The sequence below is a fragment of the Pajaroellobacter abortibovis genome (assembly GCF_001931505.1).
Classification (GTDB): Bacteria; Myxococcota_A; Polyangia; order Polyangiales; family Polyangiaceae; genus Pajaroellobacter; species Pajaroellobacter abortibovis.
On the sequence record NZ_CP016908.1, the window covers coordinates 622,983 to 646,335 of the forward strand.

General features: G+C 47.8%; 20 protein-coding genes, 2 pseudogenes and 1 riboswitch. Of the genes and pseudogenes, 4 read left to right on the forward strand and 18 right to left on the reverse strand.

Going from position 1 to position 23,353, the window contains the following annotated elements; all coding sequences use genetic code 11:
* Nucleotides 1–65 precede the first annotated feature (65 nt).
* From BCY86_RS03155 to BCY86_RS10500, 9 genes and pseudogenes are all read right to left on the reverse strand, one after another.
* Nucleotides 66–497, reverse strand: coding sequence for a deoxycytidylate deaminase (locus BCY86_RS03155; protein WP_075276418.1), 432 nt, complete (start codon nt 495–497; stop codon nt 66–68).
* 154 nt (nt 498–651) lie between these two features.
* Nucleotides 652–939 carry a hypothetical protein gene (locus BCY86_RS03160; RefSeq protein WP_075276419.1) on the reverse strand — a complete coding sequence of 96 codons (288 nt, stop codon included), beginning with the start codon at nt 937–939 and terminating at the stop codon, nt 652–654.
* 60 nt (nt 940–999) lie between these two features.
* Nucleotides 1,000–1,281: a hypothetical protein gene (locus tag BCY86_RS09640; protein ID WP_156865026.1), complete on the reverse strand. Its 282-nt coding sequence runs from the start codon at nt 1,279–1,281 to the stop codon at nt 1,000–1,002.
* Nucleotides 1,282–2,047: 766 nt separating this feature from the next.
* Nucleotides 2,048–2,399: pseudogene (locus BCY86_RS10710) on the reverse strand (4a-hydroxytetrahydrobiopterin dehydratase).
* A 31-nt stretch (nt 2,400–2,430) separates the two neighbouring features.
* Entirely contained in the window at nt 2,431–2,754 is a 324-nt protein-coding gene (locus BCY86_RS09330; protein WP_083604151.1) for an ATP-binding cassette domain-containing protein, read from the reverse strand.
* 18 nt (nt 2,755–2,772) lie between these two features.
* Complete coding sequence (locus BCY86_RS09335) at nt 2,773–3,168, reverse strand: ATP-binding cassette domain-containing protein (protein ID WP_083604152.1); 396 nt, start codon at nt 3,166–3,168, stop codon at nt 2,773–2,775.
* A gap of 1 nt (nt 3,169) precedes the next feature.
* Nucleotides 3,170–4,072, reverse strand: a complete 903-nt coding sequence (locus tag BCY86_RS03180) for an ABC transporter permease (RefSeq protein WP_083604153.1) — start codon at nt 4,070–4,072, stop codon at nt 3,170–3,172.
* 34 nt (nt 4,073–4,106) lie between these two features.
* Nucleotides 4,107–4,505, reverse strand: a pseudogene (locus BCY86_RS10715) (ABC transporter substrate binding protein); the annotation flags it as partial.
* Nucleotides 4,436–4,837, reverse strand: coding sequence for an ABC transporter substrate-binding protein (locus BCY86_RS10500; protein ID WP_075276424.1), 402 nt, complete (start codon nt 4,835–4,837; stop codon nt 4,436–4,438). The gene BCY86_RS10500 and the pseudogene BCY86_RS10715, both read right to left, overlap by 70 nt.
* Before the next feature lie 780 nt (nt 4,838–5,617).
* Between BCY86_RS10500 and BCY86_RS10175 the strand changes: the two genes are divergently transcribed.
* The gene (locus tag BCY86_RS10175) at nt 5,618–5,758 is read left to right on the forward strand and encodes a hypothetical protein (protein WP_216636030.1); all 141 of its coding nucleotides are present in this window, start codon (nt 5,618–5,620) and stop codon (nt 5,756–5,758) included.
* A gap of 1,086 nt (nt 5,759–6,844) precedes the next feature.
* Here BCY86_RS10175 and BCY86_RS09645 read toward each other — a convergent pair.
* The 3 genes from BCY86_RS09645 to coaE form a co-directional block, all read right to left on the reverse strand.
* Nucleotides 6,845–7,081: a hypothetical protein gene (locus tag BCY86_RS09645; protein ID WP_156865027.1), complete on the reverse strand. Its 237-nt coding sequence runs from the start codon at nt 7,079–7,081 to the stop codon at nt 6,845–6,847.
* 160 nt (nt 7,082–7,241) lie between these two features.
* Entirely contained in the window at nt 7,242–7,400 is a 159-nt protein-coding gene (locus BCY86_RS09650) for a hypothetical protein (protein ID WP_156865028.1), read from the reverse strand.
* A 123-nt stretch (nt 7,401–7,523) separates the two neighbouring features.
* The gene (coaE, locus tag BCY86_RS03200; RefSeq protein WP_075276426.1) at nt 7,524–8,210 is read right to left on the reverse strand and encodes a dephospho-CoA kinase; all 687 of its coding nucleotides are present in this window, start codon (nt 8,208–8,210) and stop codon (nt 7,524–7,526) included.
* 77 nt (nt 8,211–8,287) lie between these two features.
* Between coaE and dnaE the strand changes: the two genes are divergently transcribed.
* Nucleotides 8,288–11,890 (forward strand): DNA polymerase III subunit alpha, encoded by a 3,603-nt coding sequence (gene dnaE, locus BCY86_RS03205; RefSeq protein ID WP_075277548.1) that lies wholly within the window; start codon nt 8,288–8,290, stop codon nt 11,888–11,890.
* A gap of 31 nt (nt 11,891–11,921) precedes the next feature.
* Here dnaE and BCY86_RS03210 read toward each other — a convergent pair whose 3' ends face one another.
* Genes BCY86_RS03210 through BCY86_RS03220 form a run of 3 tightly spaced genes read right to left on the reverse strand, consistent with a single transcriptional unit; the run spans nt 11,922 to nt 14,286 of the window.
* The gene (locus BCY86_RS03210) at nt 11,922–12,728 is read right to left on the reverse strand and encodes a TrmH family RNA methyltransferase (protein ID WP_075276427.1); all 807 of its coding nucleotides are present in this window, start codon (nt 12,726–12,728) and stop codon (nt 11,922–11,924) included.
* Nucleotides 12,725–13,489: an orotidine-5'-phosphate decarboxylase gene (gene pyrF, locus BCY86_RS03215; protein ID WP_075276428.1), complete on the reverse strand. Its 765-nt coding sequence runs from the start codon at nt 13,487–13,489 to the stop codon at nt 12,725–12,727. The genes BCY86_RS03210 and pyrF overlap by 4 nt, the downstream gene beginning before the upstream one ends.
* Nucleotides 13,480–14,286 carry a hypothetical protein gene (locus tag BCY86_RS03220; RefSeq protein WP_075276429.1) on the reverse strand — a complete coding sequence of 269 codons (807 nt, stop codon included), beginning with the start codon at nt 14,284–14,286 and terminating at the stop codon, nt 13,480–13,482. Before BCY86_RS03220 ends, pyrF begins: the two co-directional genes overlap by 10 nt.
* A gap of 193 nt (nt 14,287–14,479) precedes the next feature.
* On the opposite strand from BCY86_RS03220, the gene BCY86_RS03225 reads away from it, so the two are divergent.
* Nucleotides 14,480–14,701 carry an acyl-CoA carboxylase biotin carboxyl carrier protein subunit gene (locus BCY86_RS03225; protein WP_075276430.1) on the forward strand — a complete coding sequence of 74 codons (222 nt, stop codon included), beginning with the start codon at nt 14,480–14,482 and terminating at the stop codon, nt 14,699–14,701.
* 433 nt (nt 14,702–15,134) lie between these two features.
* Nucleotides 15,135–18,539: a DEAD/DEAH box helicase gene (locus BCY86_RS03230; protein WP_245776259.1), complete on the forward strand. Its 3,405-nt coding sequence runs from the start codon at nt 15,135–15,137 to the stop codon at nt 18,537–18,539.
* A gap of 1,340 nt (nt 18,540–19,879) precedes the next feature.
* Here the strand turns inward: BCY86_RS03230 and thiC are convergent.
* The 3 genes from thiC to thiM form a co-directional block, all read right to left on the reverse strand.
* Nucleotides 19,880–21,556, reverse strand: a complete 1,677-nt coding sequence (gene thiC, locus BCY86_RS03240; RefSeq protein WP_075276433.1) for a phosphomethylpyrimidine synthase ThiC — start codon at nt 21,554–21,556, stop codon at nt 19,880–19,882.
* Nucleotides 21,548–21,661, reverse strand: a riboswitch (TPP riboswitch). It overlaps the preceding gene by 9 nt.
* A 44-nt stretch (nt 21,662–21,705) precedes the next feature.
* Entirely contained in the window at nt 21,706–22,575 is an 870-nt protein-coding gene (thiD, locus tag BCY86_RS03245; protein WP_075276434.1) for a bifunctional hydroxymethylpyrimidine kinase/phosphomethylpyrimidine kinase, read from the reverse strand.
* Nucleotides 22,572–23,333 (reverse strand): hydroxyethylthiazole kinase, encoded by a 762-nt coding sequence (thiM, locus tag BCY86_RS03250; protein WP_083604157.1) that lies wholly within the window; start codon nt 23,331–23,333, stop codon nt 22,572–22,574. Before thiM ends, thiD begins: the two co-directional genes overlap by 4 nt.
* Between the last annotated feature and the right edge of the window lie 20 nt (nt 23,334–23,353).

Sequence of the window (23,353 nt, forward strand, 5' to 3'; positions counted from 1 at the left end):
TTCAATGTTGAGACGGTAACAATCCATACATAACGATTTCTGTATTTGAACAAGACACGATTCAATTAGTGAGTGAGTAGATGCACGAGCTCAATATCCAATTGTTGAGCAACTGGAAAAATGCGGTCGTCTTGATAGAATTCACCGTAAACGATGCGTACCAGGCCTGCACTTGTCAGCAACTTAAAGCAGTTCCAACAGGGGGAGGCTGTTACATACATCGTCCCTCCTTGAATCATGACACCATGTCGCGCCGCTTGAGCCACAGCATTGGTTTCTGCGTGTAACGTTCGTGTGCAATGGTTATTGACCAGAAGATGCCCTTCCTCATCACAATGAGGCAGTCCCCGGATAGAGCCGTTATATCCTGTTGCTAAAATACAGTGGTCTCGGACGATGACAACCCCTACAAACTTTCGATTGCAAGTGGAACGCATTGCAACTTCACGCGCAATATTCATAAAGTATTGATCCCATGAAGCTCGTTGTCTGGTCATGGATACAGAATGAAGAAGTGTGTGGAGAGGTGCAAGCAGAAAAATGGGGACTTGGTCCAGTCAGATTGAAATGGCATTAAATTAAACAGAAGGTTCATCAAACTGCTTTGATTGGGTGTGAAAGGGGAAATTCTATCCACATGTAAAGATATATTTAAGGACTGATATCGGGAAAGCAATTGTTTTCTTCTACTGCTTCTGTCTGGTCAACTATCTTATAAAATAAGCTTGTTGTCTCGATGGTTATATTAAAGGGCTGGTTTTTTCCAAGGCGATTAATAAGCTTCTCGAAATAACTCGTCTCAAGTCGCTCTTTGCCTATTTTTTTCTGCATGGCCAGATCGGAGAGCAGGGTAGCTTTGCCTTGGAAGGGGTTGACCTGGAGCAGAATAAACTCAGATTGGCTATCGAGCGAGTAAGTAATTATTGATAGGGTCTGCAAAGAGCTCTCTTCATCTGCCTATTCGTGGGGGCCTATCTTGCTGACAAGGAAATGGACGACTTATCGATAGAGACTTCCTTGGATATAGAAAGGAGGGATGTCAATGCCTACAAGTTGTACCTGCTTTGTGTCTCCGTCAGCGACTGTTTGGCAATGCCCACTCTGTGTGAGCCGAATGAATGCAGTGGAGAGACTTGATAAATAACCGTCTAGATAATTATCATGAGAAAGTGAAGGAGGGCATTCCATCCCAGGTTTACACGATCGATGACGAGATAGGATTTTCTTACTGCGAGCTGGTTGCTTCTCTTGAGGTAGAGAAGAGGTACTGTCACTGTGCACTCTGAAAGATCTATCAAAGCGCGGTGATCCGAGGTCCCCACGCTCCTTGGGGAGTTCGCTTTCGATGGTACGTTGTCTCCTAGTTGGAAGATGCCTGCTACTCGCAGGAAACTTTGTGGAAGTCCTAAGTAGTATTCCGAATGAATTGTCCCTTCTGCGATGACAAGAGCTGTGGAATGAGCAAGTGAGATAGCAGCCTGAGGCTTATAATTGTTTGGATAAATGAATGTCGGAATCGATCGAGATTGTTATAGAGGGAAGGAGCCTCGAGCGTACCTGAGGCCTCCACATGAGCATCTTGAATGAAAACCCCTGTTTTGAGTGATTGGGTCCCTCCTATCGAAACAGCATGATACCAATCGATCAACAAAGAACCGTTCAGCGGGTTAGGCAGGGAAGCATGAGAGACCGTCGATGTGTTGCCTTGAAGAAGTCCAAGAGGAAAGGGGCTATCTAATAATTTAGGGCGACATTCGTCTTTAACTCACCTGAACTGAAAAGCAGGTTGGTTCGCTTCTTCAGCTGCATAGTAGTAGGCTTCCCCCTCTTGTTGTTGAGCAGTGGTCAGATTGAGATGAGCATTTTTGTGGTTACCCACCTTTAGGTCTTCAGACTCAGAGCTTAAAAAGTCGGAAGACGTCTGACCAGAGCATGCTGCGAGGAAAGCTAAGAGTAAGTACTATTGATTTCGCATGGAATGATTCTGTCCTTAAAAGAAGGAAGAAAGTTAAAAAAAGAAGTTAATAAGTAGATGATCGATAGTTCATCACGAGGAAGGAGGACTATGCGGAAGCCCGGAAATTTTCGCTGCGAGAATGAAGTTATTTTCTGTGAGCCCGTTGATTTTGTGCGTCCATAGCTCTAAAACATATTTCCCCCAGTCGATAGCAAGAACAGGGTGATGGTGTTCCCTTTCGGCCAACTCTGCAATTTTGGTTGCAAAATTCATCGGTCCTTTAAAATCATGAAAGACAAGTTCTTTATAGAGATGGCCGGCAGAGTTGATCTGCTATTCATTTCCTAGCTTGAGCAGCAGTTGATGGGCCATGCTGGGGGAGAGGGGGGGGAACATTCCCATGGCATGGAGTACAAGTCTTATTTATCCATGAACTTTGCATGAACTTTTTGCTCTCTTATAGGTAATTTTAATCAAAATAATTTTAACAAATCTTCAGACAAAGACCATTCTGTCCCTTTGGCAGAAAAATCATATAAAATTTGGCCGTGATGCATCACGAGGATTCTATCTCCTAACTCTAGCTTATTGTGAACGCTATGCGTTACCATCAGCACAGTTAAAGCACGTTCCGTTACGATCTCCTGAGTGAGCCGTACAATCATAATGACTGTCTTGGGATCCAGTGCAGAAGTATGCTCAGTAAGTAGCAGGATCTTTGACTTTTGTGAAGTGGCCATGATCAGACTTAAAGCCTGCCTCTCTCCACCGGATAGCAGATTCGCTTTGACGTGCATTCTATTTTCAAGGTTGAGTTAAAGGGGGGCTAAGATTGCTTTAAATTGCTCTCTTGTCTGTTTGGAGGTTGCTAGGGAGAGCCTGCGCCTTTTCCCTCTGTGGGAAGCAATGCTGAGATTTTCTTCAATGGTGAGGTCTGGAAAGACCCCTGGATCTCGAAAAAACCGTGCAACCAACTTCGCTCGGATATGTTCGGGAACGGATGTCACTTTCTCGTTATCGATCCACACTTCCCATTCTGTGGGGATGATGTGACCTGCGATGACATTCATCTGAGTCGATTTGCCGGCTCCATTTCCACCGATCACTTTGATGAACTGCCCTTGATCGACAGACAGAGCGATCCTCTTGAGGATGTGGATGTCTTGGGACTCTCCTTTTATTTTGACATGAATGTTCTCTAGTTTGAGCACTTTATGAAGTGCGTGGTCTGTTGATCATCATGACGATCAGAATGGCGGTTATGAGGTTAGTATCTGAGGGTTGAAGGCTGATAGCATGGGCGTTGAGAGCGAAACCGACGCCAATGCGATATAAGATGGAACTGAGAACACAGCCGATCAGCGTCAGAAGCAAGTTATCTTTTCCACAGATCGCTTCTCCGATCATCACAGCGGCTGAGCCTACGACAATGATATCTGTTCCCATCGAGATGTGACTAAACCCTTGAGCGATGGCAAAACAACCTCCCGTAAAGTTTACAATCGCATTGCTGAGGCTTAAAGCAGTCTCTTGCATGGTCTCTAATTTGATCCCATAGGCAGGGCATACTTTAGGGTTGATGCCGATCGCTCTAATCGCGAGTCCGAAATTAGACAAAAAAAGCCAGTACAAGAAAAGAATCAAAAAGAGAACAGCACTTGCGCTCAAGGCGAGCTCTTGGGAGCCGGTCAGCAGATCCATGTCGATGCTCACATTGGGCTTCCCCATAATGCGCATATTGATGGAGTACAGTCCAGTCGTGACGAGGATACTGGCCATCAGGCCTGGAATTTTTGCCTTCACATGCAGCAAAGCAGTCATCAGCCCCGCGCAGCAACTAGCTAGTGTCGAAAGAAATAAGGCAAGGACAGGGTGGATCCCAGCGGCTAAGGTGACTGCAGTGACAGCTGCTCCCAACGTAAAAGTGCCGTCGACTGTTAAATCAGGGAACTGAATGACTCGCAGTGTGATCCAAGCTGCCAAGGAAACAAGAGCGTAGAATAGTCCTGTCTCGGTCGCTCCGAGTAGCTGGGCTCCATTCATGGAAGGGTTGCGTGCAGTTGGTTGAAGTCGAGACGAATTGAGGTAGAAGCGCTTCGTTGATCCTGAGGTCATCTGCAGGAGCACCTTGAATAGGAAGGGAGACTTCTTGCCCCTCGAGTTGATCCGCCAACATTCTACCTAGCATTTCTCTGCTTTTGAAATAGTTGCTTCCCAGCGCAAGCAATATCCCTTTATCGAGGTAGGTAGGATCGTTGCTGAAGACGGGGAGATGACTTGCTGCAGCGACTTGGAGCACAGCTTCGATGGAGAACACAATGAGATTATCCTGAGGAATATACAGTAATTCAGCTTCGGATACGATCTTTTGCACGGCTGTTTTAATGTTGCTACTGGTATCGGCTGCAGAGGGGATGACTGTAATCTGGTGTTGTTCAGCGATATTCTGGAGTCTTTCGCAAGTGTTAATACTATATACTATCCTGAATTGAAAATGATCCCGATTTTCTTCTTTGTGGGGAAAACTTTCTTGATGGTTTGAACCAATTTCTCCACAGGGGGATGATCCGCCACTCCTATTACATTGGCTACATCGGCTAGATGAGCTGCAGAAGGATTGGTCACTGCTGCAAAAGCGATGAGGGTTGTTTGTTTTTGCCTTGCTCTGAGGGTGGATTGAGCGGACGGTGTTGCAATCCCAATCATCGCAATCGGCTTAAGGCTCGCTTGATGTTTCGCGATGTGGAAGGTTGTGGTGGGGCTCCCTTGGGCTTCATGTCGCTGGATTTCGAGGTTTGGGTGGCACTCGCGCAGAACTTTGATGATTCCTTCGGAAGCTGCATTGAGAGCGGGATGGTTAGTAAATTGGTTGATAGTCACAATCTACTTAGAATGTGGTTGGGTATAAAAAACCAACATAAGTCCACATACCAATACAATAGACCCTATCACTCTAGTTTTCTGGTTCGTTACCAATCTCTTGATTGTCCTTCTTTCCCTTTTGTTGTATTATAGGTAGATATAATCCTAATTTTTACCAGACCAGAATTGTGAAAAACATTTAAATATCTGTTCATTTATTCAGAATGAAGTGGTTCTAGGCTGTGGTTTGCAAGGGGTTAAGAAAAGATGGACAAAGAATTTTTGATTTTTCGCTGGTAATGTGTTAAGGGAGAATCATTCATTATTCATGAGTTTGCCAAAGGTACCAGAGATTGTTCTCTTCATTCCTCTTGCTCATGTTGAGTTATCGTTGGTTCTCTAAGTATGTATTGTTTCTTCGAGGGTGATTTTTTTAATTCCTTTGGCTTTTATGTACTATGATAGAGGAATCAGTGTCTCCGGAGGGGTGCAAGACCTTTACTCTGAAGAAGCGCAGGATTTTGATCTTGATGTTGATAAAAAGCTATGGAGAATAAGTGCCCATTCTCCTCCTTTCTTCTCTAAATCCGTTGCCGATATGTCAAAGTGCCTGTATGGATCCGCAAGAGGCTCACGCTTCTATTGATCGGGGTGTATCAGGAGGAAGAACACCAGAAAGGTTTTCATTGCAGCGGATACTCTCTCAAGCTGCTAAATCAACAGTTATATAACAATGAAGCGGGAGGATGCGTCTTACCATCTGATCAGAGCTATACAAATCTACCGCTCTAGGAAGTGATGGATCTATTCTTTTTCCCCCACAATTGTGATAAAGGGGGTTTCGTCGTCGATGATCCCCGGGAACGCGATCTATTGATAGAGCGACTGAGGGCAGGATTTATGGTTGGGAAGCGGAGGGTGGGGTTTTTAGTCTCCTAGGAAGCAATCGATATATGCGTGCAGTGGTTGCTTTTTTTCAGGGAGATGGCCAATTTCGGATGGTCGACTCGGTGGATGGTTAAGTGATTCCAATGGAAGAGTTGGATGGGGCTCTGAAACAGGTCTGTATCTGTGATGGACAGGGGAAATACATTCGGTTCGTGGGAACTACGTCAATACGCATATTCATATTCAAAAAGGGGGCAATGAGTACATATTCTTTTCTTCGCTCTATATTTACCATATGGTTTAGCGAGGTCTGGATGCATTTGGATGGGTGAATGGTGTGTTTGTATAAGGTCGGCTGAAGCAGTTTGGGGACTATGGCAATACGGCAGGTGCTCTTTGGATTGACCAGATGGATACCTATGGTCCAGAGGTTTACGAAGATTTTATGAAACCTGGATATATTGTGCTGTAGGGAGCAATTTAGAAGTATGAGGATTGGAGACAGTTGTCCATAGCCACTTTATCTGGGGTTATAGATGAATATATAGACGAGGAGGGGGGCAGCGCTGGACGCATCCTATTTTTGAAAGACACGATGGAAACATTCCGTTATTGGATTGGACTGTTCGAAATTCAGGTGAACAGTCGTGGATCGAGGGCCAGATGGATCGATACAAATACTTGATCAAATAGCCTCCTTACTTTGGTCTCGTTCCTGTTGCAACGTGTGAATTTTGGGCTGCAGTGATGGATCGAATGGGGAAGCTGCCATGCCTTTTGGTGTTTCTACCAGAAGGCGAGATTACCCTTGCTTGCTCTTCGCCTAACATAACATATAGAGGACTTTGGTGACAGCGCGCAACAGACAACCGTCCTCATCTTTTGCTATCCCAATTTAGAATCGACTAGTCTTGCTTGGATGTCTACATCACAGTGCTTTTAAGGATGATTTTTCATTTTCTCCACAAATTTCCTCTGGAGAAGTCGCTGTAGTTGCTTAGTTAATCTACTGGTCGAGCTGTGTCAGATCGGTACATGCGGATATTCGAGCTGCTGCTGATTCTGAGACGTGTATCCCTCTCGCACGGAGTGTTGTGAGCAACGCTTCAGCTTTTCCCTTGGCGTTTCCTTTGTTAATCAGTCGTCTGGCCAATAGGCTTTTGATTTGGGCTGGAAACTGGAACTTAGCATGATGTGATGAAGCGCTTGCTGTAACAAAGCACAATAAACCACCAGTACGTCTTTGTCGAGGGTTGACAGTGTTGGATATAGCGCTTGGATAAAGGCATGTCCGTGTTTCGGGCGCTCGTGTGCAGGAACGGAAAGGGGAGCGAGCTCCAGATTTTGTTGGACTTGAGTTGGGTCTACAATCATGGGGATATGATTTGGCCCTGGTGTCCGTGGGTTGGGTGTGAAGCTGGGACAGATCTCGATAGGATAGGAGTTAGGACTGCACGACTTTTGCGAAAGGGATTATAACCAATAGTAAGACGGATGCTTTTTCTGAAAGAAGCGGCGTAGTTAGATAATGAAGTTAAGTGAATCGTTTGATTGGGTGATAATTGCGTTGGACTTCTACAATCATGCTGAGGATCGGTGGTGCAGTGGGACCTTGAGGGAAAAGATAGACTACAGCGTCTGCCCGTAATTCAGTCGGTGCAATGATTGTGAAGATAGATGAACCTAATTCCACACGGTGTTAAGAAGGGAGAGGGGAGGACAGTTGCTGATCTGCCAAAAAGGGTGCGAAGTCAGGGCCATTGGAGAACAGCTCGAGCAGTCCTTCATGGAGAAGAGAGGGCATGAGACTCTTTCCTTAATTGTGGATGGCTCTTCCTTCAATAGGTGGTGTTTTCTCAAACTTTCTTGGAAGGTTTGCTGTCCCTCCTTTGTCTCGAACCCCTGTCAGATCATAGCGAATTTGATCCAGGACCCTGTCAGCCTCTCTTTTTAACTGTTCCATGGAAGCAGTATTGCAAATTAAAAAATCCGCTGATGCGACCTTTGAAGAAGAAGGAGCTTGTGTGTAAATCCGCTGATGGGCTTGAAAAGGGGACAGGCCCCTCACATGACAGAGGCGTTGCACTTGAAGGGAAACTGGTGAGGTCACAACGACCAATGGACGGAATCGATCCTGGAGTCCAGTCTCTACGATCAGCGGGGATTCGTAACAGGCCAGAGGTACTCCTAGAGAAATCAGCCGTTCGATTTCTTTCTGGAGGAGGGTTGCAATCTGGGGATGGAGGAGCGTGTTGAGGAGGTGGCGCTGGTAGGGATCGCTGAAGATGATGTGTCCAAGAGCAGAGCGATCGAGTGTCCCCTGGGGGGTAAGTACGGAAGGGCCAAAGGTGGCAATGACTTTCTTAAGCCCTTCTGTTCCTGAAGCAACGGCGGCTCTGGCTAATTGATCTGCATTGATCACAGTGAGCCCTCGCGCTTGAAATCGGCTTGCTACCTCTGATTTTCCTGAAGCAATCCCCCCTGTAAGGCTAAAAAGATGCATGATTCAACGCATCAACGTAAAGGAGATCAGATGGATGTTCAAGCCTCTTGTGTTTTTTGTGCTATCCTCCCTTAGTGATGTCAACCGAGTTTATCCATTTGCATGTCCATTCCCAGTATTCTCTTCTCGATGGATCGCTGAAGATTAAAGACCTGATCCATCAAGTGGTGTCTCATTCGATGAAAGCTGTGGCGGTGACGGATCATGGGAATATGTTTGGAGCGATTTCCTTTTACAAGGTTGCGAAAGCATTGGGAGTACAGCCTATCTTAGGGTGTGAGCTTGAAATCGCAACCAAGGGGCGCAGTTGCCATCTTCCTGTATTGGCTGCGACCAATGAAGGATATGCAAATCTGGTGTGGTTGGTTTCAAGAGGGCACGTACAGCCTGACCCTGAGGGATCTCCGGGGCTCCCTTGTGTTTCTTTGAGCGATGTGGTTGCGCATAGCCGTGGACTCATTGCCCTCACAGGATGCATGGGGGGGCTTGTCCCCCAAGCCATTCTTGAAGAAGGGGAATTTGCAGGAGCAAAGATGCTCGCTCACTTAAAAGAGATATTTGAGCCGGGTTCACTTTATGTGGAGCTTCAGGATCATGGGTTTGTGGAGCAACCTGTGCTTAATCGAATGTTGGTCGAACTTGCTGCTAAATGTGAGCTCCCTCTTGTTGCAACAAATGATTGCCATTTTGGTTCGCGGGAAGATGCAGACACACATCTCTATCTTTCTTGTATTAAGAGCGGCTATACATATGAAGAAGGGAAAAAGAGACATCACGGTGCTTCGGAGATGTATCTCAAGAGTCCTGCTGAGATGGCTCAGCAATTTCAGCAGTTCCCTGAAGCGCTTAAAAATACGCTTGAAATTGCAGAAAAAACACAACTCAAGTTGGTTTTAGGAGAGCCAATTTGGCCTACGTTCCATGTCCCTGAAGGATATACCAGTGAAGAATATTTTCGTTATATCGCTCAGGAAGGACTGAAAGCGCGTTTTCGAGAATGGAGTGCGATCAATCGTTCATTTGATGCGGATGCCTATGAGCGTCGTCTCGCATCTGAGTTGGATGTAATTAGCTCCATGAAATATACTGATTATTTTTTGATTGTTTGGGATTTTATCCGTTTTGCCAGGGAACAGAGCATTCCGGTGGGACCAGGGCGGGGTTCGGGGGCTGGTTCTTTGGTTGCTTATGCAATGCAGATTACCGATATCGATCCATTAGAATATTCTCTTTTGTTTGAGCGTTTTCTGAATCCGGAACGCGTTTCCCTTCCCGATTTTGATATCGATTTTTGTATGGATCGCCGTGATCAGGTAATTGCCTATGTGCAGTCTAAGTATGGGGAGCAGAGCGTGGGGCATATCGCAACATTTGCAGAGTTGAAATCGAAGAGCGTTGTTAAAGATGTGGCGCGATGCATGGGGATTTCACCCTCGGAAGCCCAGGTCATCGCGAATTTAATCCCTCGCAGAACACCTGCAGAGACCTATTCGATTGTGGAGAGTCTTGACATTGAACCAAAGCTCAAAGCCCGTTACGAGCTGGAGCCGCAAACCAGACAGCTTTTGACGCAAGCGCAAAAGCTAGAGGGGTTAACACGTCATGCTGGTAAGCATGCAGCTGGGATTGTTGTCAGCCAAGGGCCGCTTTGGAATCATGTCCCGGTCTTTAAAGATGAAAAAACAGGGGCTTACATTACGCAGTACTATAAAGATGATGTAGAACTGGCAGGGCTGATTAAGTTTGATTTCCTTGGTCTCAAGACATTGACGGTGCTCGATGTAGCCCAACGTTTGATTAATGCTCGGCCGGACTATGTACAGCGTCATTACTCTCTGGATCTCGCAAAGATCCCTAAGGAAGATAAAGAGACATTTCGACTTCTTGCATCTGGGGAGACCAAAGGTGTTTTTCAGGTGGAATCGAGCGGGATGCAGCAGCTTTTTAAGGACCTGAAGGCGGATTCGTTCGAGGACATCATTGCTGCAGTGGCGCTGTATCGTCCTGGTCCTCTTGGGACGGGGATGGTTACAGATTTTATTAATCGCAAGCATGGACGCGTCTTTATCGGGCAGATGCATCCCTTGGTTGATTCTATTCTAGCGCCGACGTATGGAGTCATTGTCTATCAAGAGCAAGTGATGCAAATTGCCCAAGCGCTTGCGGGTTATTCTCTGGGAGAGGCTGATTTATTGCGGCGTGCGATGGGGAAGAAAAAGCCCGAGGAGATGGCCAAGCAAAAAGATGCTTTTGTGCAGGGAGCTATCAAAAGGGGGGTGGCGCATGCCGATGCAGAGCGCATCTTTGGCTTCCTCGAGTATTTTGCAGGGTATGGTTTCAACAAGAGCCATTCGGCGGCTTATGCATTGATTACCTATCAAACTGCTTATTTGAAGGCTCATTATCCTGTTGAGTTTTTGTGCGCTATCATGACGAGCGACAAAGATAAGATCGATAAAGTTGTCCGTACCATAGCAGAAGCTCGATCGATTGGGGTGACCGTGCTCCCCCCTGATATCAATGAGAGCGATACAGATTTTAAGGTTGTCTATACGCATCCGGCTGGGGATCGACCTATGGACCGCGCGACGAAAATCAAGGATCCTTTAGGCCCTCAGATCCGATTTGGTCTTGGAGCTGTTCGAGGGCTTGGTCAGGCGGCTTTGGAGGCTATCTTTGAAGCGCGTCAGGTTGGAGGACCTTTTATGGACATGTTCGATTTTGCGGCTCGTGTGGATGTGCAAAAGGTAAACAAGGTAGTTTTTGAAGCGTTGATTCAATGTGGTGCATTTGGTGCTCTCTTGGACCCGCTCGGTGTCTCGAGGGCCTCTGCATTCGCGTCGATCGATATTGCGTTGGAACGATCTCGTGCGGCTACGCGTGATAGGAGAATCGGACAGACCAATTTGTTCGGTCTTTTAGATGCGCCGATGGCTTCAGCGAAGGTCCCCTTTACGTGGAGTGCAGGAGATTATGTGGCCTGCGAACCGTGGGATAGGCGGGAGACGCTCCTTCGGGAAAAACAATCGCTTGGGTTTTATATTTCGGGTCATCCACTGGAGAGGTATTTGCGAGGGGAGCGAGCCCTTGCTCAATTGAATACGATTTCTATTGCGGATTGCGCTCAGAGAGAGGATTGGGAGATTGTGCGCCTTGTAGGGATGGTGGAAGGGTATCGGGAAAAGGTCTTCAGAGACCGTGGTGGGCGGGTTGCTTTCTTTGAACTTGAGGATTTAACCGGTCGGATTAGTGTTAAGGTTCGTCCCCCTCAGATAGAGGCGTGTGCTGCTCTGCTGACTTCGGAAGAGCCAATTCTTGTGACGGGACGAGTCAGTTTCCCTCGTCGAGAGGAAGACTCGACGGAAGAAGGGGTAGAAAACAATCGAGAGCCCACGTTGACCCTGAATCAAGTACAGCTTCTTTCAGACGTTTTACAAGGGAACACACGCCATGTCATAATTTGCTTGCGAGAAGATGAAGTGAATCCGGTAAAAATTGATGAGTTGTATCGGATCCTTCAGAATTCCGAGGGGAACTGTCCTGTTTTTTTTAATGTTTTTCTTCGAGATGGGACGGAAGTGGTGCTTTCTCTTGGAAAAGAGTCAGGAGTGGAAATAGGCGATCGCTTTCTTGCTGATTTGGAAAGGGCGTTTGGTTATCAGATTGCGGAATTAGGATAGGGGAAAAGGGGCAGTAGGGCCCTTACCTTACTTAGTGCAGAGACTCGAAGGGGACAGGAAGCGGAGAAGGGGAGCGAGCGCGTGCGATCTCGTAAAGGGCAATTGCTAATGCGACGGAGACGTTGAGAGAAGCGAGTGGGCCTTGCATCGTTAAATAGGCTGTTTTGCTACAGGCCCGCTTGACGCTTTTGCGAAGTCCTTTCCCTTCTGCCCCAGCGACTACTGCAATAGGATTTCTGGATGTGGGGAGCGCACGCTCTAGCGGCAATTCTCCATGGGTATCTAGTCCTATCACAGTGATCCCTTGTGCTTGTAGTTGAGTCAGTGCATGCGGCAGGTTAGGGACTCGACAAAGTCGGGCATGTTCAATAGCTCCCGCTGAAGCTCGAAATGTAGTTGGAGAAAGAGGTGCTGAGTAGTGTTCTGGCCAAATGACGGTGGGGGAGCCGAGAGCTACAGCGGAGCGAATGGCAGCTCCGAAATTTTGAGGATCTTCTAATTCATCTAAAATGACCAGAGGAGTTGTCAAAAGTGAATCGATCGCCTCCAAAGAGAGGAAAGAAAACGGAGGGGCGTAGGCAATCACACCCTGGGTCTGGATCCCTTTTCCCATCTGATCCATCCGAGAACGAGGGATCTGTTCAATAGGGATTCCGTGAGAAACGGCGAGGGAGACAAGCTCTTTGAGCTTGGGGGAGAGCATGTGCTTGTGTTCGACAAAGAGCTTGCGGATTTTTTGTGTGTGGGCACGAATGGCTTCTCGCACGGGCTGGTATCCGCATACAAGACGGGAGTCAGTTGAGGGGGTAGCTTCTGGGCGTGACGAGGGGCGAGTCAAGGAGTAAGCGTGTCGTTTTGGTGCTGAGTGGCAATTGCTTGGGAAAGCTCGTGGGCAAACCGTTGAGCAGCAGATTGTGGATCAGGTGCGTGAGAGATTGGCCGTCCTATCACAAACCAATTCGCTCCTTGGAGAAATGCCCTCTCAAGCGTTGCAGTTCGCTTTTGATCTTCCTGTCTGTTTGCTTGAGAAGGAAGAGCATTGCGGATGCCTGGGGTGATTAAAGTGACATCAGGACCAAATTCTTTTCGCAATAGACTGGCCTCTTCAGGAGAACACACAAAGGCTCGGATCCCCTCTTGGCGAGCAAGACGGGTCAGATGAAGAACAAGTTGTTGCGGATTGGAATGGGCAAAGCCGAGTTGTTGGAGATCGTCACTTTCCATAGAGGTTAGGACTGTGACTGCTGCAAGAAGAATAGATGATCCCTCTCTTTCAACTTGTTTTACAGCTTGTTGAAGCATGCGCGCTCCCCCTGCTGCGTGTAGCGTTAAGAGGGAGGCTCCTAGGTGAGAAGCCTGAGCTACAGTCCGTTCGATCTGATGGGGGATATCGTGGAGTTTAAGATCCAGAAAGACAGGAAGTTGAAATTCCTGTCCGAGTTTAATAGCTTCTGGGCCGACACGGGTAAAGAGAGACAACCCCACTTTGAGCAGTCCGATCGATTCACGTACTTGAGCAGTCAGGCGATGGGCAGCAGTGAGATCTTCTTGGTCTAGAGCCAGCGCGATCCCGTAAGGGGGGAGGGGGACTACAGGCATGAGCATAGCGGATCACCGGGTGGACAGTTGCAGCTGCGGGAGCCTTCTTTTCCTGAAGAAGCCCCTTTTTTATGAGGTGGATGAGCATTGGCTGCAGGAGCTTGTTTGGGAGCACCTGCTTTCGTCGGAGAGGATGGGAGAATGGTTTTCTTGTTTGCGGAAGCTGTTGGGGAAGGAGCTGCTTTCTCAGGAATGATCGGTATATTTTGCTTGGTTGACAGATGAGCGCCTGTCTCTTGGACTGGGTGGGATTGTGGTTCTGCTTTTAGCTCTGATGTGGCAAGTGGAACAGCTGCTTTTGAAGGAGAGGCCGATTGACCATCGGCTTTAGATGGAGATCCTTTCAGGAAGAGTCCACCAATTGCTAGAAGTCCTACGAGCGCAGCTCCCATTGCAATTACACCCCCTTTCCTTTTTTTCTTAAAAGGAGACTGTACGCTGAGAGGAGTTGTTTGCCATGGTATTGGTTGTTGGATAGAAACGGGGAGCTCAGGAACGGGCATCTCTTTCTCCTTCTCCGTGATGTCTCGTTCTGCATATTCCGATGGAGGAGGTACCTGGCTAGTATCACTGTTTCTCCTTCCATGGATCGGTTGTTGGATTGGAAGAGGTGGAGCGGATGGAAGAGGGATGGGAGGGAGACGAGGAGGTTTCCTTGGAGTAGGGGCAAACGATTCCTCTTCCATGGAGCAAGAAGTAGCCTCTTTGAAATTTTGTTCGCCGAATTCACTGTCTTCTTGATAGCTTATCAGTTCATTGAGTGAAGTGATGACAGAGCTTTCTTTTTGATTGCCCATGTTCTCCCTTTCTGAGCACTTTTAATATGTTGGAACTCATTCGATTTTGATGAAACGACAAAACCGACCTAGCTAATAATAAAGTATGACTCTTTCTTTCACAATTTGCAAACGTGTTTCCTGTTTGGTTTTGAAGTTGGGTTATACTTGTAAACCGGTTGAGCGTTGCAGTGAATTCGGCTAGGGAAACAGCATGAAGGCAGAAGTTTATGCACCTATTACAGGAACCGTATGGAAAGTACATGTTCAAGAAGGGGAGCTTGTAGAACAAGGACAAACCTGTATCACTCTGGAATCGATGAAGATGGAAATCCCTGTTGATGCCCCTCATCGGGGCCAGATCACTACCATTCTTCATACTTATGGAGCATTTGTATCGCAGGGGGATGTTCTTTTTACATTATTTTTGGAATAATTCATGCTTGATAGGATGAAAATGACAAAATTGTTTCAAGATGATTTTTATCGAGAGGGTCTCTTTTTATTTGAAGTCGTATAAAATCAAAGTACAATTTAAAAAGTAACAGTTCTTTGTGTTTATATTTGAGAAAAAAACCTTACTGAAATCATCAGTTTACTTGGTTGTGCAAATCGAATGTTTTCACCTTTACATCGAAAGTGTAAGTGAAAAACGGAGAGTTGCAGTGACACAAAAAAGATAGATAATAGTGCTGTTATACGATTTGGGTGGAAGGTTCATACCGTTTGAAGGTTACTTCCATCTTCTTTTAGGGTTCGTAGTGATAGTGGAAGTAACCGGCAGTATTCTTCGTAAATACAATGCTGTTTGGCATGCCTTAACAAGCCTGTTGATTGTTCAATTATAGAAAGGGCACGCGAGTGTTCGCGTGGGACTAATCTTTATCTTGTCGACTCCATTTACAAACGCTATTTCTATATTAAATGATCGAGTGATCCGCCGTCTTTTGGGTGCTCGTTCCTTTTTGCGTGGCTACAATTATGTGCGAAGACGAGCAGTTAGCCAAATCAAAATTGAGGGGGCTTCAGCTCACGCTTTCGTGTGCGGATCGCAGACGGAGCCCTATGCGGTTCAAATTCGATTGACCTCTGCGGGGATTTCCTCCGAGTGTAGTTGCCCTGCGTCATCTAAAATTCAGGGTCATTGTAAACATGTGGCTGCATTGCTGATCGCTTTGCGCGATCAGGTGTGGAGTACAGGGGCAGGATGTCAGACTCCACCCTTTGCAGAACACAGTTCTGGTGCTGTTGCTGGAAGTCCTCAAAATGGTCATGGTTTTTTAGTGGAATCTCACGCTTCTTCTTCGTTGGCCCATGCGAAGAGAAATAAACGCTCCCGTTTGCGAACATCGCGGGGAGCAAGTTCAAATGGGGGGAGAAGTGGTCGCGCAAGAACAGAAGGTATTTTGTCCTCTTCCACACCCTGTCCTTCTGGGGTGCATGTGTGGCTTCCTCATCAGGGAGTTGTGTTGCCGCAATCTATCGAATACCGCCTGCAAGTCAAGCCTGGTGTATTGACTGTGACTCTCTTGGATCCAAGTGCGCGCACCCGGCTTCTTCCCAGTACGTTGTTGGTTGCTCAGGATGAAACTCCCACGCCTGATCGAGATGCGATTCGGCTTCTGGCTCGCCTTGAAAACTCAGGGTCCCGTCGCATCGGGATTGAAGTGCGAGGGGAGGATGCCAGTGAGCTGTTGTCCCTGCTCAAAGGACGGAAAGTCATTCTAGAGCCTGCTATGATGGAGTTGCGTTTTGGTGAGGAACCTCTTAAGGCCCGTTTTGATTTAGACCTTTCAGAAAATGGTGCTCATGTTTTTGTCAAAGTCAGCTTTGCGAGGTCAGATGATTCACGTCGCTTTACGCTTACTCAAGGGGCTTGGTTTGAAGGGGATCCGGGTTGGCATGTTGATCCGCAGGAAGGGGTAGCGCGTCCTATTGAACGCCGTGTATCGCCTGCAACCATGCGGCGACTATTGAGGACGCCTGTATTGCAAGCACCGATGGAAAATCTCTCCGCGTTGATTGCGGAAGGACTTCCTCGTGTTGTTCTTCAAGTGGGTGCGGAATTGCCAGAACTCTCTCAGGTTGCCGATGTTGTGGATGTTGTTCTTACATTTCGCGTGTGGGCGACGGGGACTTTGACAGATGCTCGTGTTTTTTTGCGTGCTGCTTATGAGGACATGGAAGTTGATGTGAGGGCGGACGGTATGACGCCTCCTGTCATGGTAAAGCCTCCGGATACTGCATCTCCAACCAGGAGGGCCCGTTGTATTCGATGTGATATTGCTGCTCAGCAGGAGGCTGTTGAAAAGTTGCGCGAGCTGGGGCTCACTCCTGATGAGGAAGGGAATGGGTTTATGGCATCAGGAGACGATGCTGTGCGGTTCTGGACGGAGGGGATCAGCACTCTTCCTGAAGAGTGGGATCTTTTTATTCCTGACGATTTGGTTGATGTCCATGTTAGGACAGAGGTGTTGGGGGCTCATGCCCGTGTCTTTAGCGGGGTGGATTGGCTCTCTTTACGTCTCTCCTTTGAGGCGGAAGGGGTTGCGGTTACACAAGAAGAGTTGGCTCGCTGTTTGGCTGAGGGGCGTCGGTACGTTCGCTTGTCTGAAGGCTCATACGCCCGTGTTGATATTCAAAAGGTGCGCGAAGTGCTGCAACGTCAGGCTGAAATTCTGGCTACTAGCAATGCTTCGAATGGTCGACTCCCCCTGTCGCAGGCGGGACGCCTGCAGGATCTGCTTGCCTGTGTGAATCATTCCACTGTAAGCGATGAGACCCGTGAGCTTTTTCATAAATTGAAGCATATTGAAGAGATTCGAGGAACACGCAAGCCGCGTAATCTCAAAGCCTCTCTTCGCCCTTACCAAGAAGCAGGATTTCATTGGCTTTGGTTTCTACATGAAATTGGTTCAGGGGGAGTGTTGGCTGATGACATGGGGCTTGGTAAGACCCTGCAGACGATTGCTCTTTTATTGGCCGTCAAGAATGCGGATGAGAAGGAAGCGTCAGTTTCCAAGCCGTTCAAGGCGCTTATTGTAGCCCCTACCAGTGTTGTGACGAACTGGATGAGAGAAATCGATCGTTTTGCCCCCTCGCTTCGGCATGCGGTATGGCATGGAATTGATCGGAAAGAGCGTACGGATGAATTGGAAAATGCTGAAGTGGTCATTACCAGTTACGCTTTGTTGCGGCGTGATGAGGGGCTACTTTCAGGTATCTCATGGCGGTATGTCGTGCTTGATGAAGCTCAGAATATTAAAAATCCACTTTCAGCGACAGCTCGTGCTGCTAAGTGCTTGCCTGCTGATCGACGTTTGGCTCTGACAGGTACTCCTATAGAGAATCGGCTCTCTGAAATATGGTCTATCTTTGATTTTGTGAGTCCAGAGCTATTAGGTTGTCTCGACCGTTTTGAAGAAAAGTACTCCAGGCCTATTGAAGCGGGTGATACAAAGATGGCAGAGCGGTTAAGGGCTGCTATCCATCCCTTTATCCTGCGCCGTACGAAGGGGGAGGTTGCCAAGGATCTGCCTGAGAAGATTGAGGCTGATCAATTCTGTGAGCTGACGGGAGAGCAAGCTGCTCTCTATGCGGCTGTACTTAGGGAGGTGCGGGCTCAGGTGATGGGGGAAGTGGAGCGGGTTGGTGTTGCGAGGAGCCATCTCCAGATTTTGTCAGGGCTCACGCGGCTTCGCCAGGCTGCTTGTGATCCTCGTTTGTTGGGGCTTCCACGTGATTTTACAGATGAGGATTCTGGAAAAATTATGGCTTTGCGTGAGTTGATTCAAACCTGTGTAGCGGGGGGACATCGGGTACTGGTGTTCAGTCAGTTTGTATCGATGCTTCAGATTATTTGTCGTCTGATGGAGCAGGAACAAGTCCTGTATGAATATCTGGATGGTGCTACCAAAGATAGGCTGGCGCGTGTAGAAAATTTTCAGAGGGAAGATGGCCCTCCTGTCTTTTTGATTTCGCTCAAGGCAGGGGGCAGTGGTCTCAATTTAACTGCTGCAGATACTGTTATTCACTTTGACCCTTGGTGGAATCCTGCTGTTGAAGACCAGGCTACAGATCGGGTGTATCGATTGGGACAGACTAAGGTGGTGACGGCTTACCGTTTGATTGCGAAAGGGACGATTGAAGAGAAGATCCTAGAGCTTGGGGGGAAAAAGCGGGAGCTTGTGGGGACTGTGCTTAGTGAGGATGTGGGAGGTGCGAAAAAATTGACAAAGGGTGATTTGGAGGAGCTGTTCCGATTCGATGGGTGAAGGATTCCTTTTGGGTTAATATGGGTAGCTCTTCTCGTCGAGTTTGCTTTGGCTTGAGCAAGGCTGTAGTGGTGGGTGCTCTGAAGGGTAATAGGGTATGAAGGGGAAGGGGGTAAAGCATGGAGGAAGGGAGGAGGAAGAGAAATAGGAAACATCCGTCAGAGAGGACGAGGGCCCTTCCCCCAGTTTGCTTCGCTCAAGCATGGTTCCCTCCCGTCCTCTCTGACGGATGTTTCCTATTTCTCTTCCTCCTCCCTTCCTCCATGCTTTACCCCCTTCCCCTTCATATATTACCTTTTTTCTCTACGCTCTTTTTTGGGGCTGGTTCACCAACCATAAAGAGAACAAGCGTGCTGACGGAAAGTAAAAAGTGTTTGATGTTTCGCTATGACTTATAATCATTGCTTTTGTTTTTACCTGTTTGGAAGAAAACTTATCTATGATCAGATCACGAAAATCAGTATCTTATGGTTTATTCAGCTCTTTTTTGATTGGCTCCATGTCTTTATTGAGCGCCTGTGGAAGTAGCAGAGTTGATACATCCCCTTCTTCAGAGGGTGTTATTAAGGGTGGAGGTTATCAGGAAGGTGGGAGTGATGGTGGACCTCAAGTGGAGTGAACAAATTACGTAAGTTGTGAGAGCAGTTATTGTGTTGCTGTAACCCATGCCTGTGCTTCAGTTCTTTTTGTTACGAAAACAATAGGAGGAGCCAAAGCTACAGTGGCTACAGGTAAAGAGGATGACTCTAATCCTTGTGTAAAGGGAGGGTAGAGATATTAAGGATGCAACAGGTAACTCCCTCAAATTCAAACCTCCTATGTCTATGGATACTTTAAATGTGAAGGATATGCTCCTCAACTATAAGGGTCCTGTTTATCTCGCTGATTTGCAAACGAAAATTTTTGACAGTACGGGTGATAGTGCTGGTGGGATGCTTGCTCCAAGTAGTAAACCAACTGAGTCCAGTTTTTAGATAAATCACAGTTATATGCAGGATTTGATGTGTGAACTGGCAGTCACAGAGACGGTACAAAACACACGACGTGTGCTCATTTGACTTCTGAGCAATAATGTCTATGGTACTTATGTTGGTTTGAAGGGGCGATCCGGGAGGGTGGATGTACGTTGGCGTGGGTATCGAACAAATTATAAGGCAGCTGTTTATTTCATCTCAACCAAATAGATGGTTGCTCTTGTTAGAGAACGAGGACCTGAGTGAGCAGAGTAGTGGGGGCAGGTTTCAATGAGGAACGACCTTCTGCTTGCTCTAGATATAGGTTGTCTGGGTGCGTGCCTGCGAAGTGAAGAGGGGAAATAATAGGGGATCAGCGGCATCTGACTAAATTGTGTGTCCAGAATTTTGGATGGATTGGCTCAAATGCATGGGGCAGTAGCGAGGGCCACACATGGAGCAGAAGTGTGCAGTTTTAGCCCCTTTGCCGGGGAGGGTTTCATCGTGGTAGGCTCGGGCGGTGTCTGGGTCGAGGGAGAGATTGAATTGATCATCCCAACGGAACTCAAAACGTGCGCGTGAGAGGGCGTCATCACGATTGCGGGCTCCTGGATGTCCTTTGGCTAGATCAGCAGCATGTGCTGCAATTTTATAAGCGATAAGCCCTTGCTTCACATCTTCGCGTGCAGGGAGCCCGAGGTGCTCTTTGGGTGTTACATAGCAGAGCATGGAGGTGCCATGCCAGCCGATGAGGGCGGCCCCGATGGCACTTGTTATGTGGTCGTAGCCAGGTGCAATGTCTGTGGCAAGAGGGCCTAGGGTGTAAAAGGGTGCTTGTTCGCAGTGTTTTTCTTCGAGCCGCACATTTTCTTCGATCAGATGCATGGGGATATGTCCAGGCCCTTCGATCATCACTTGTACATCGTGGTTCCAGGCGATTTTGGTTAATTCTCCAAGCGTTTTAAGTTCCGAGAATTGAGCTTGGTCATTGGCATCTGCAATGGAGCCTGGACGCAGGCCGTCCCCTAGTGAGAGACTGACGTCATATGACCTGAGGATATCGCAGATTTCTTCAAAATGAGTGTAAAGGAAATTTTCTTCCTGATGCGCTAGGCACCACGTGGCCATGAGCGCCCCACCTCTTGAAACAATCCCTGTGATGCGGTGATGCGTAAGGGGGATCCATCCCAGCCTGACCCCTGCATGGATGGTTACATAGTCCACCCCTTGCTCAGCTTGTTCAATAAGCACTTGTCGGTACAAAGGCCAACTGAGCTCTTTGGCTTTCCCCTGCGCGCGTTCTAGCGCTTCATAGATAGGGACTGTTCCTATGGGAACAGGGGAGTTTCTCAGGATCCACGCGCGTACTTCTGGAATACAATTGCCCGTAGAGAGATCCATGATGGTGTCTGCCCCCCATCGCAGAGCCCAAAGCATTTTTTCCACTTCCTTTTCCAAGGAATTCTGAACAGCAGAGAGGCCGATATTGGCATTGACTTTGACTAGAAAGTGTTTCCCGATGATCATCGGCTCTGCTTCAGGATGGTTGATGTTGGCTGGAAGGATGGCCCTTCCAGTGGCAATTTCATTCCGTACAAACTCAGGGGTAATCACAGCGCTATCGAAATCGCGCGTCAGGGATTCTCGGATGGCTACATATTCCATCTCAGGAGTGATGATCCCCTTGCGAGCGTAGTAGCGCTGGGTGACTGCTCTTCCCGGAAGAGCTCGTTTAGATGAGCGCATGCGCTGAGTGGATTGCTGGCTCGGTAGGGACTGACTGATATCCGATGTGCACGGATGGATTTCTACATCCCGTCGGGACTCAATCCAAGTGGCGCGGAGAGGAGGGAGCCCTTGATTAAGACAGATGGATGAAGTAGGATCCGTGTAAGGACCTGTTGTATCGTATACGAGAAGGGGATAGGTTGAAGTTGTAATTTCCCGCATAGGAACCTGAATGTGGGGAGTGCTAGGACTCTGAATCAGCACTTTCCTCGATGCGGGGAAGGGAGGGATCGCCTTGTCAAGGGGGATCGTGAGAGAAATGGTGCGCGTTGACATCGAAACTTTCCTTTCGCCAGGATTATCTGGATCAAGTTGAAGGGTCGTTGGATCAGACTCCAACTTCTCAGCCACGTCGAGGGTGTAGCTCCCCTAGGTTTTTTTGTTAAATGAGATAAGCGGTCTATAGAACGAGAACGAAAAGAGTGTCAATACGAATGCACGTGGAACGGCTCCAGATCGGAAAGAGAGTAGAAATGGTGAAGCGGTCCGTGGCCTTGACCTAGTCGGATGGAAGCCCCTTTTTGAATTGCAGCAGTGACGTACTTTTTTGCTTGTTCGATGGATGCTGCCACGGTCCAGCCTTTAGCTAAAAAACATGCGATAGCAGAGGACAGCGTGCATCCTGTTCCATGGGTGTTCTGTGTATGGATGCGCGGCGCTTTCATCCATAGGGTGCGAATTCTGTTGTCTTCTCGGAGGCAGACGCAGTCCTTCGCTTTTGTCCCTGAATAATGACCTCCTTTGAGTACAACTGCTTTCGCTTGGGGACCTAAAGAGACTAACAATTCTGTGGCAGCTTTCTCTTGATGCTGAGGACTCTCATCCTTGATCGGGTAGCCAATCAACATTTCAGCTTCAGGGAGGTTAGGAGTCAGGATACTAGCAAGGGGAAATAGTGCCTCTCGAAGAGGGATGAGCGCTTTTTGCTGGAGGAGAGTTGCTCCCCCTTTCGCGGTCATCACGGGATCGACGACGATTGGGATCGTAGGATATCGTTTGAGCACATTTGCTACTTCTCGGATAATTTCAGGATGGTAAAGCATCCCTGTTTTGATTGCATCGGTGCCTATATCTTCTAGCACAGTTTGCAGCTGCTCACTGACAAACTGAGGGCTTACTTCAAAGATTGAGCGGACACCTTGGGTGTTCTGTGCTGTCAGCACAGTGATGACGGATGTTCCGAAGCATCCTAGAGCTGCAATTGTTTTCAGGTCCCCCTGAATGCCAGCTCCCCCCCCGCTGTCTGATCCGGCAATGGTTAAAACACGCGGTAAGCGCTGATAAGAAAGAGTCATTGGATTGCTCCTTTTGCTTCGTGTTGGGAGGAAGAAGTCATGTGTACGTCTTCTCCTCGCAAACGATCGATGAGGTATCTTTTCTTGATGTGAGCCGAAATATCTAGGAAAGAGACGGAAAAATTCCCTGGACCTGTACTTTGTTCAGCGGCCAGTTCCCCTACAATTCCTATCACGTTCATGGCAGATATTGTTGCGCGGAATAGATCGGGCTGGACAGCTAAAAAAGCGCCCATCAGGGAGGTGGCGACGCATCCCATTCCTGTCCCGTGGGTCATTAGCTGATGACCGTTGTTTATTTTAAATACTTTATCTTGGACGATGATATAGTCCTCAGCTCCACTGACGCAAACTACACGCGCGTGACGGATGGACAGATGACGGACCTCCTCGAGGACCGAATCGGGAGAGAGAGTACTCTCTACCCCTTTCGTGTTGTCCGTAAGGGCGTAGAGACCAGGGATTTCAGATGTATTTGCCTGCAGTGCACTGATCGCTTTCGTTTTAAGGAAGGTGAGGTCTGTGGTTGTTCGGAGGAAGGCAGCCCCTGCTCCAACGGGGTCTAGCACCACTGGAATCAAGCTGGCTTGAGCTACTTTAATAGATTCTTTCATGTATTTAATCCACATGACGTTGAGTGTCTTGATGTTGAGGACGATGGTGTTAGAGAGGGACACGATCTCTTTAAATTGCTTCTGTTGAGCGGGCTCGTTCTTATTGCGAGAAGTGCGTTGGTTGTCCAGTACATAACAAAGCAGTTGGTGATGTTATGGATGGG

Excerpts from the sequence above, each read along its gene's own strand:
- BCY86_RS03155 (WP_075276418.1), bottom strand. The coding sequence starts at position 497 with ATGACCAGACAACGAGCTTCATGGGATCAATACTTTATGAATATTGCG.
- BCY86_RS09330 (WP_083604151.1), bottom strand. The coding sequence starts at position 2,754 with ATGCACGTCAAAGCGAATCTGCTATCCGGTGGAGAGAGGCAGGCTTTA.
- BCY86_RS03180 (WP_083604153.1), bottom strand. The coding sequence starts at position 4,072 with ATGACCTCAGGATCAACGAAGCGCTTCTACCTCAATTCGTCTCGACTT.
- BCY86_RS10175 (WP_216636030.1), top strand. The coding sequence starts at position 5,618 with ATGGATCTATTCTTTTTCCCCCACAATTGTGATAAAGGGGGTTTCGTC.
- BCY86_RS09645 (WP_156865027.1), bottom strand. The coding sequence starts at position 7,081 with ATGATTGTAGACCCAACTCAAGTCCAACAAAATCTGGAGCTCGCTCCC.
- coaE (WP_075276426.1), bottom strand. The coding sequence starts at position 8,210 with ATGCATCTTTTTAGCCTTACAGGGGGGATTGCTTCAGGAAAATCAGAG.
- dnaE (WP_075277548.1), top strand. The coding sequence starts at position 8,288 with ATGTCAACCGAGTTTATCCATTTGCATGTCCATTCCCAGTATTCTCTT.
- pyrF (WP_075276428.1), bottom strand. The coding sequence starts at position 13,489 with ATGCCTGTAGTCCCCCTCCCCCCTTACGGGATCGCGCTGGCTCTAGAC.
- BCY86_RS03220 (WP_075276429.1), bottom strand. The coding sequence starts at position 14,286 with ATGGGCAATCAAAAAGAAAGCTCTGTCATCACTTCACTCAATGAACTG.
- BCY86_RS03225 (WP_075276430.1), top strand. The coding sequence starts at position 14,480 with ATGAAGGCAGAAGTTTATGCACCTATTACAGGAACCGTATGGAAAGTA.
- thiC (WP_075276433.1), bottom strand. The coding sequence starts at position 21,556 with ATGTCAACGCGCACCATTTCTCTCACGATCCCCCTTGACAAGGCGATC.
- thiD (WP_075276434.1), bottom strand. The coding sequence starts at position 22,575 with ATGACTCTTTCTTATCAGCGCTTACCGCGTGTTTTAACCATTGCCGGA.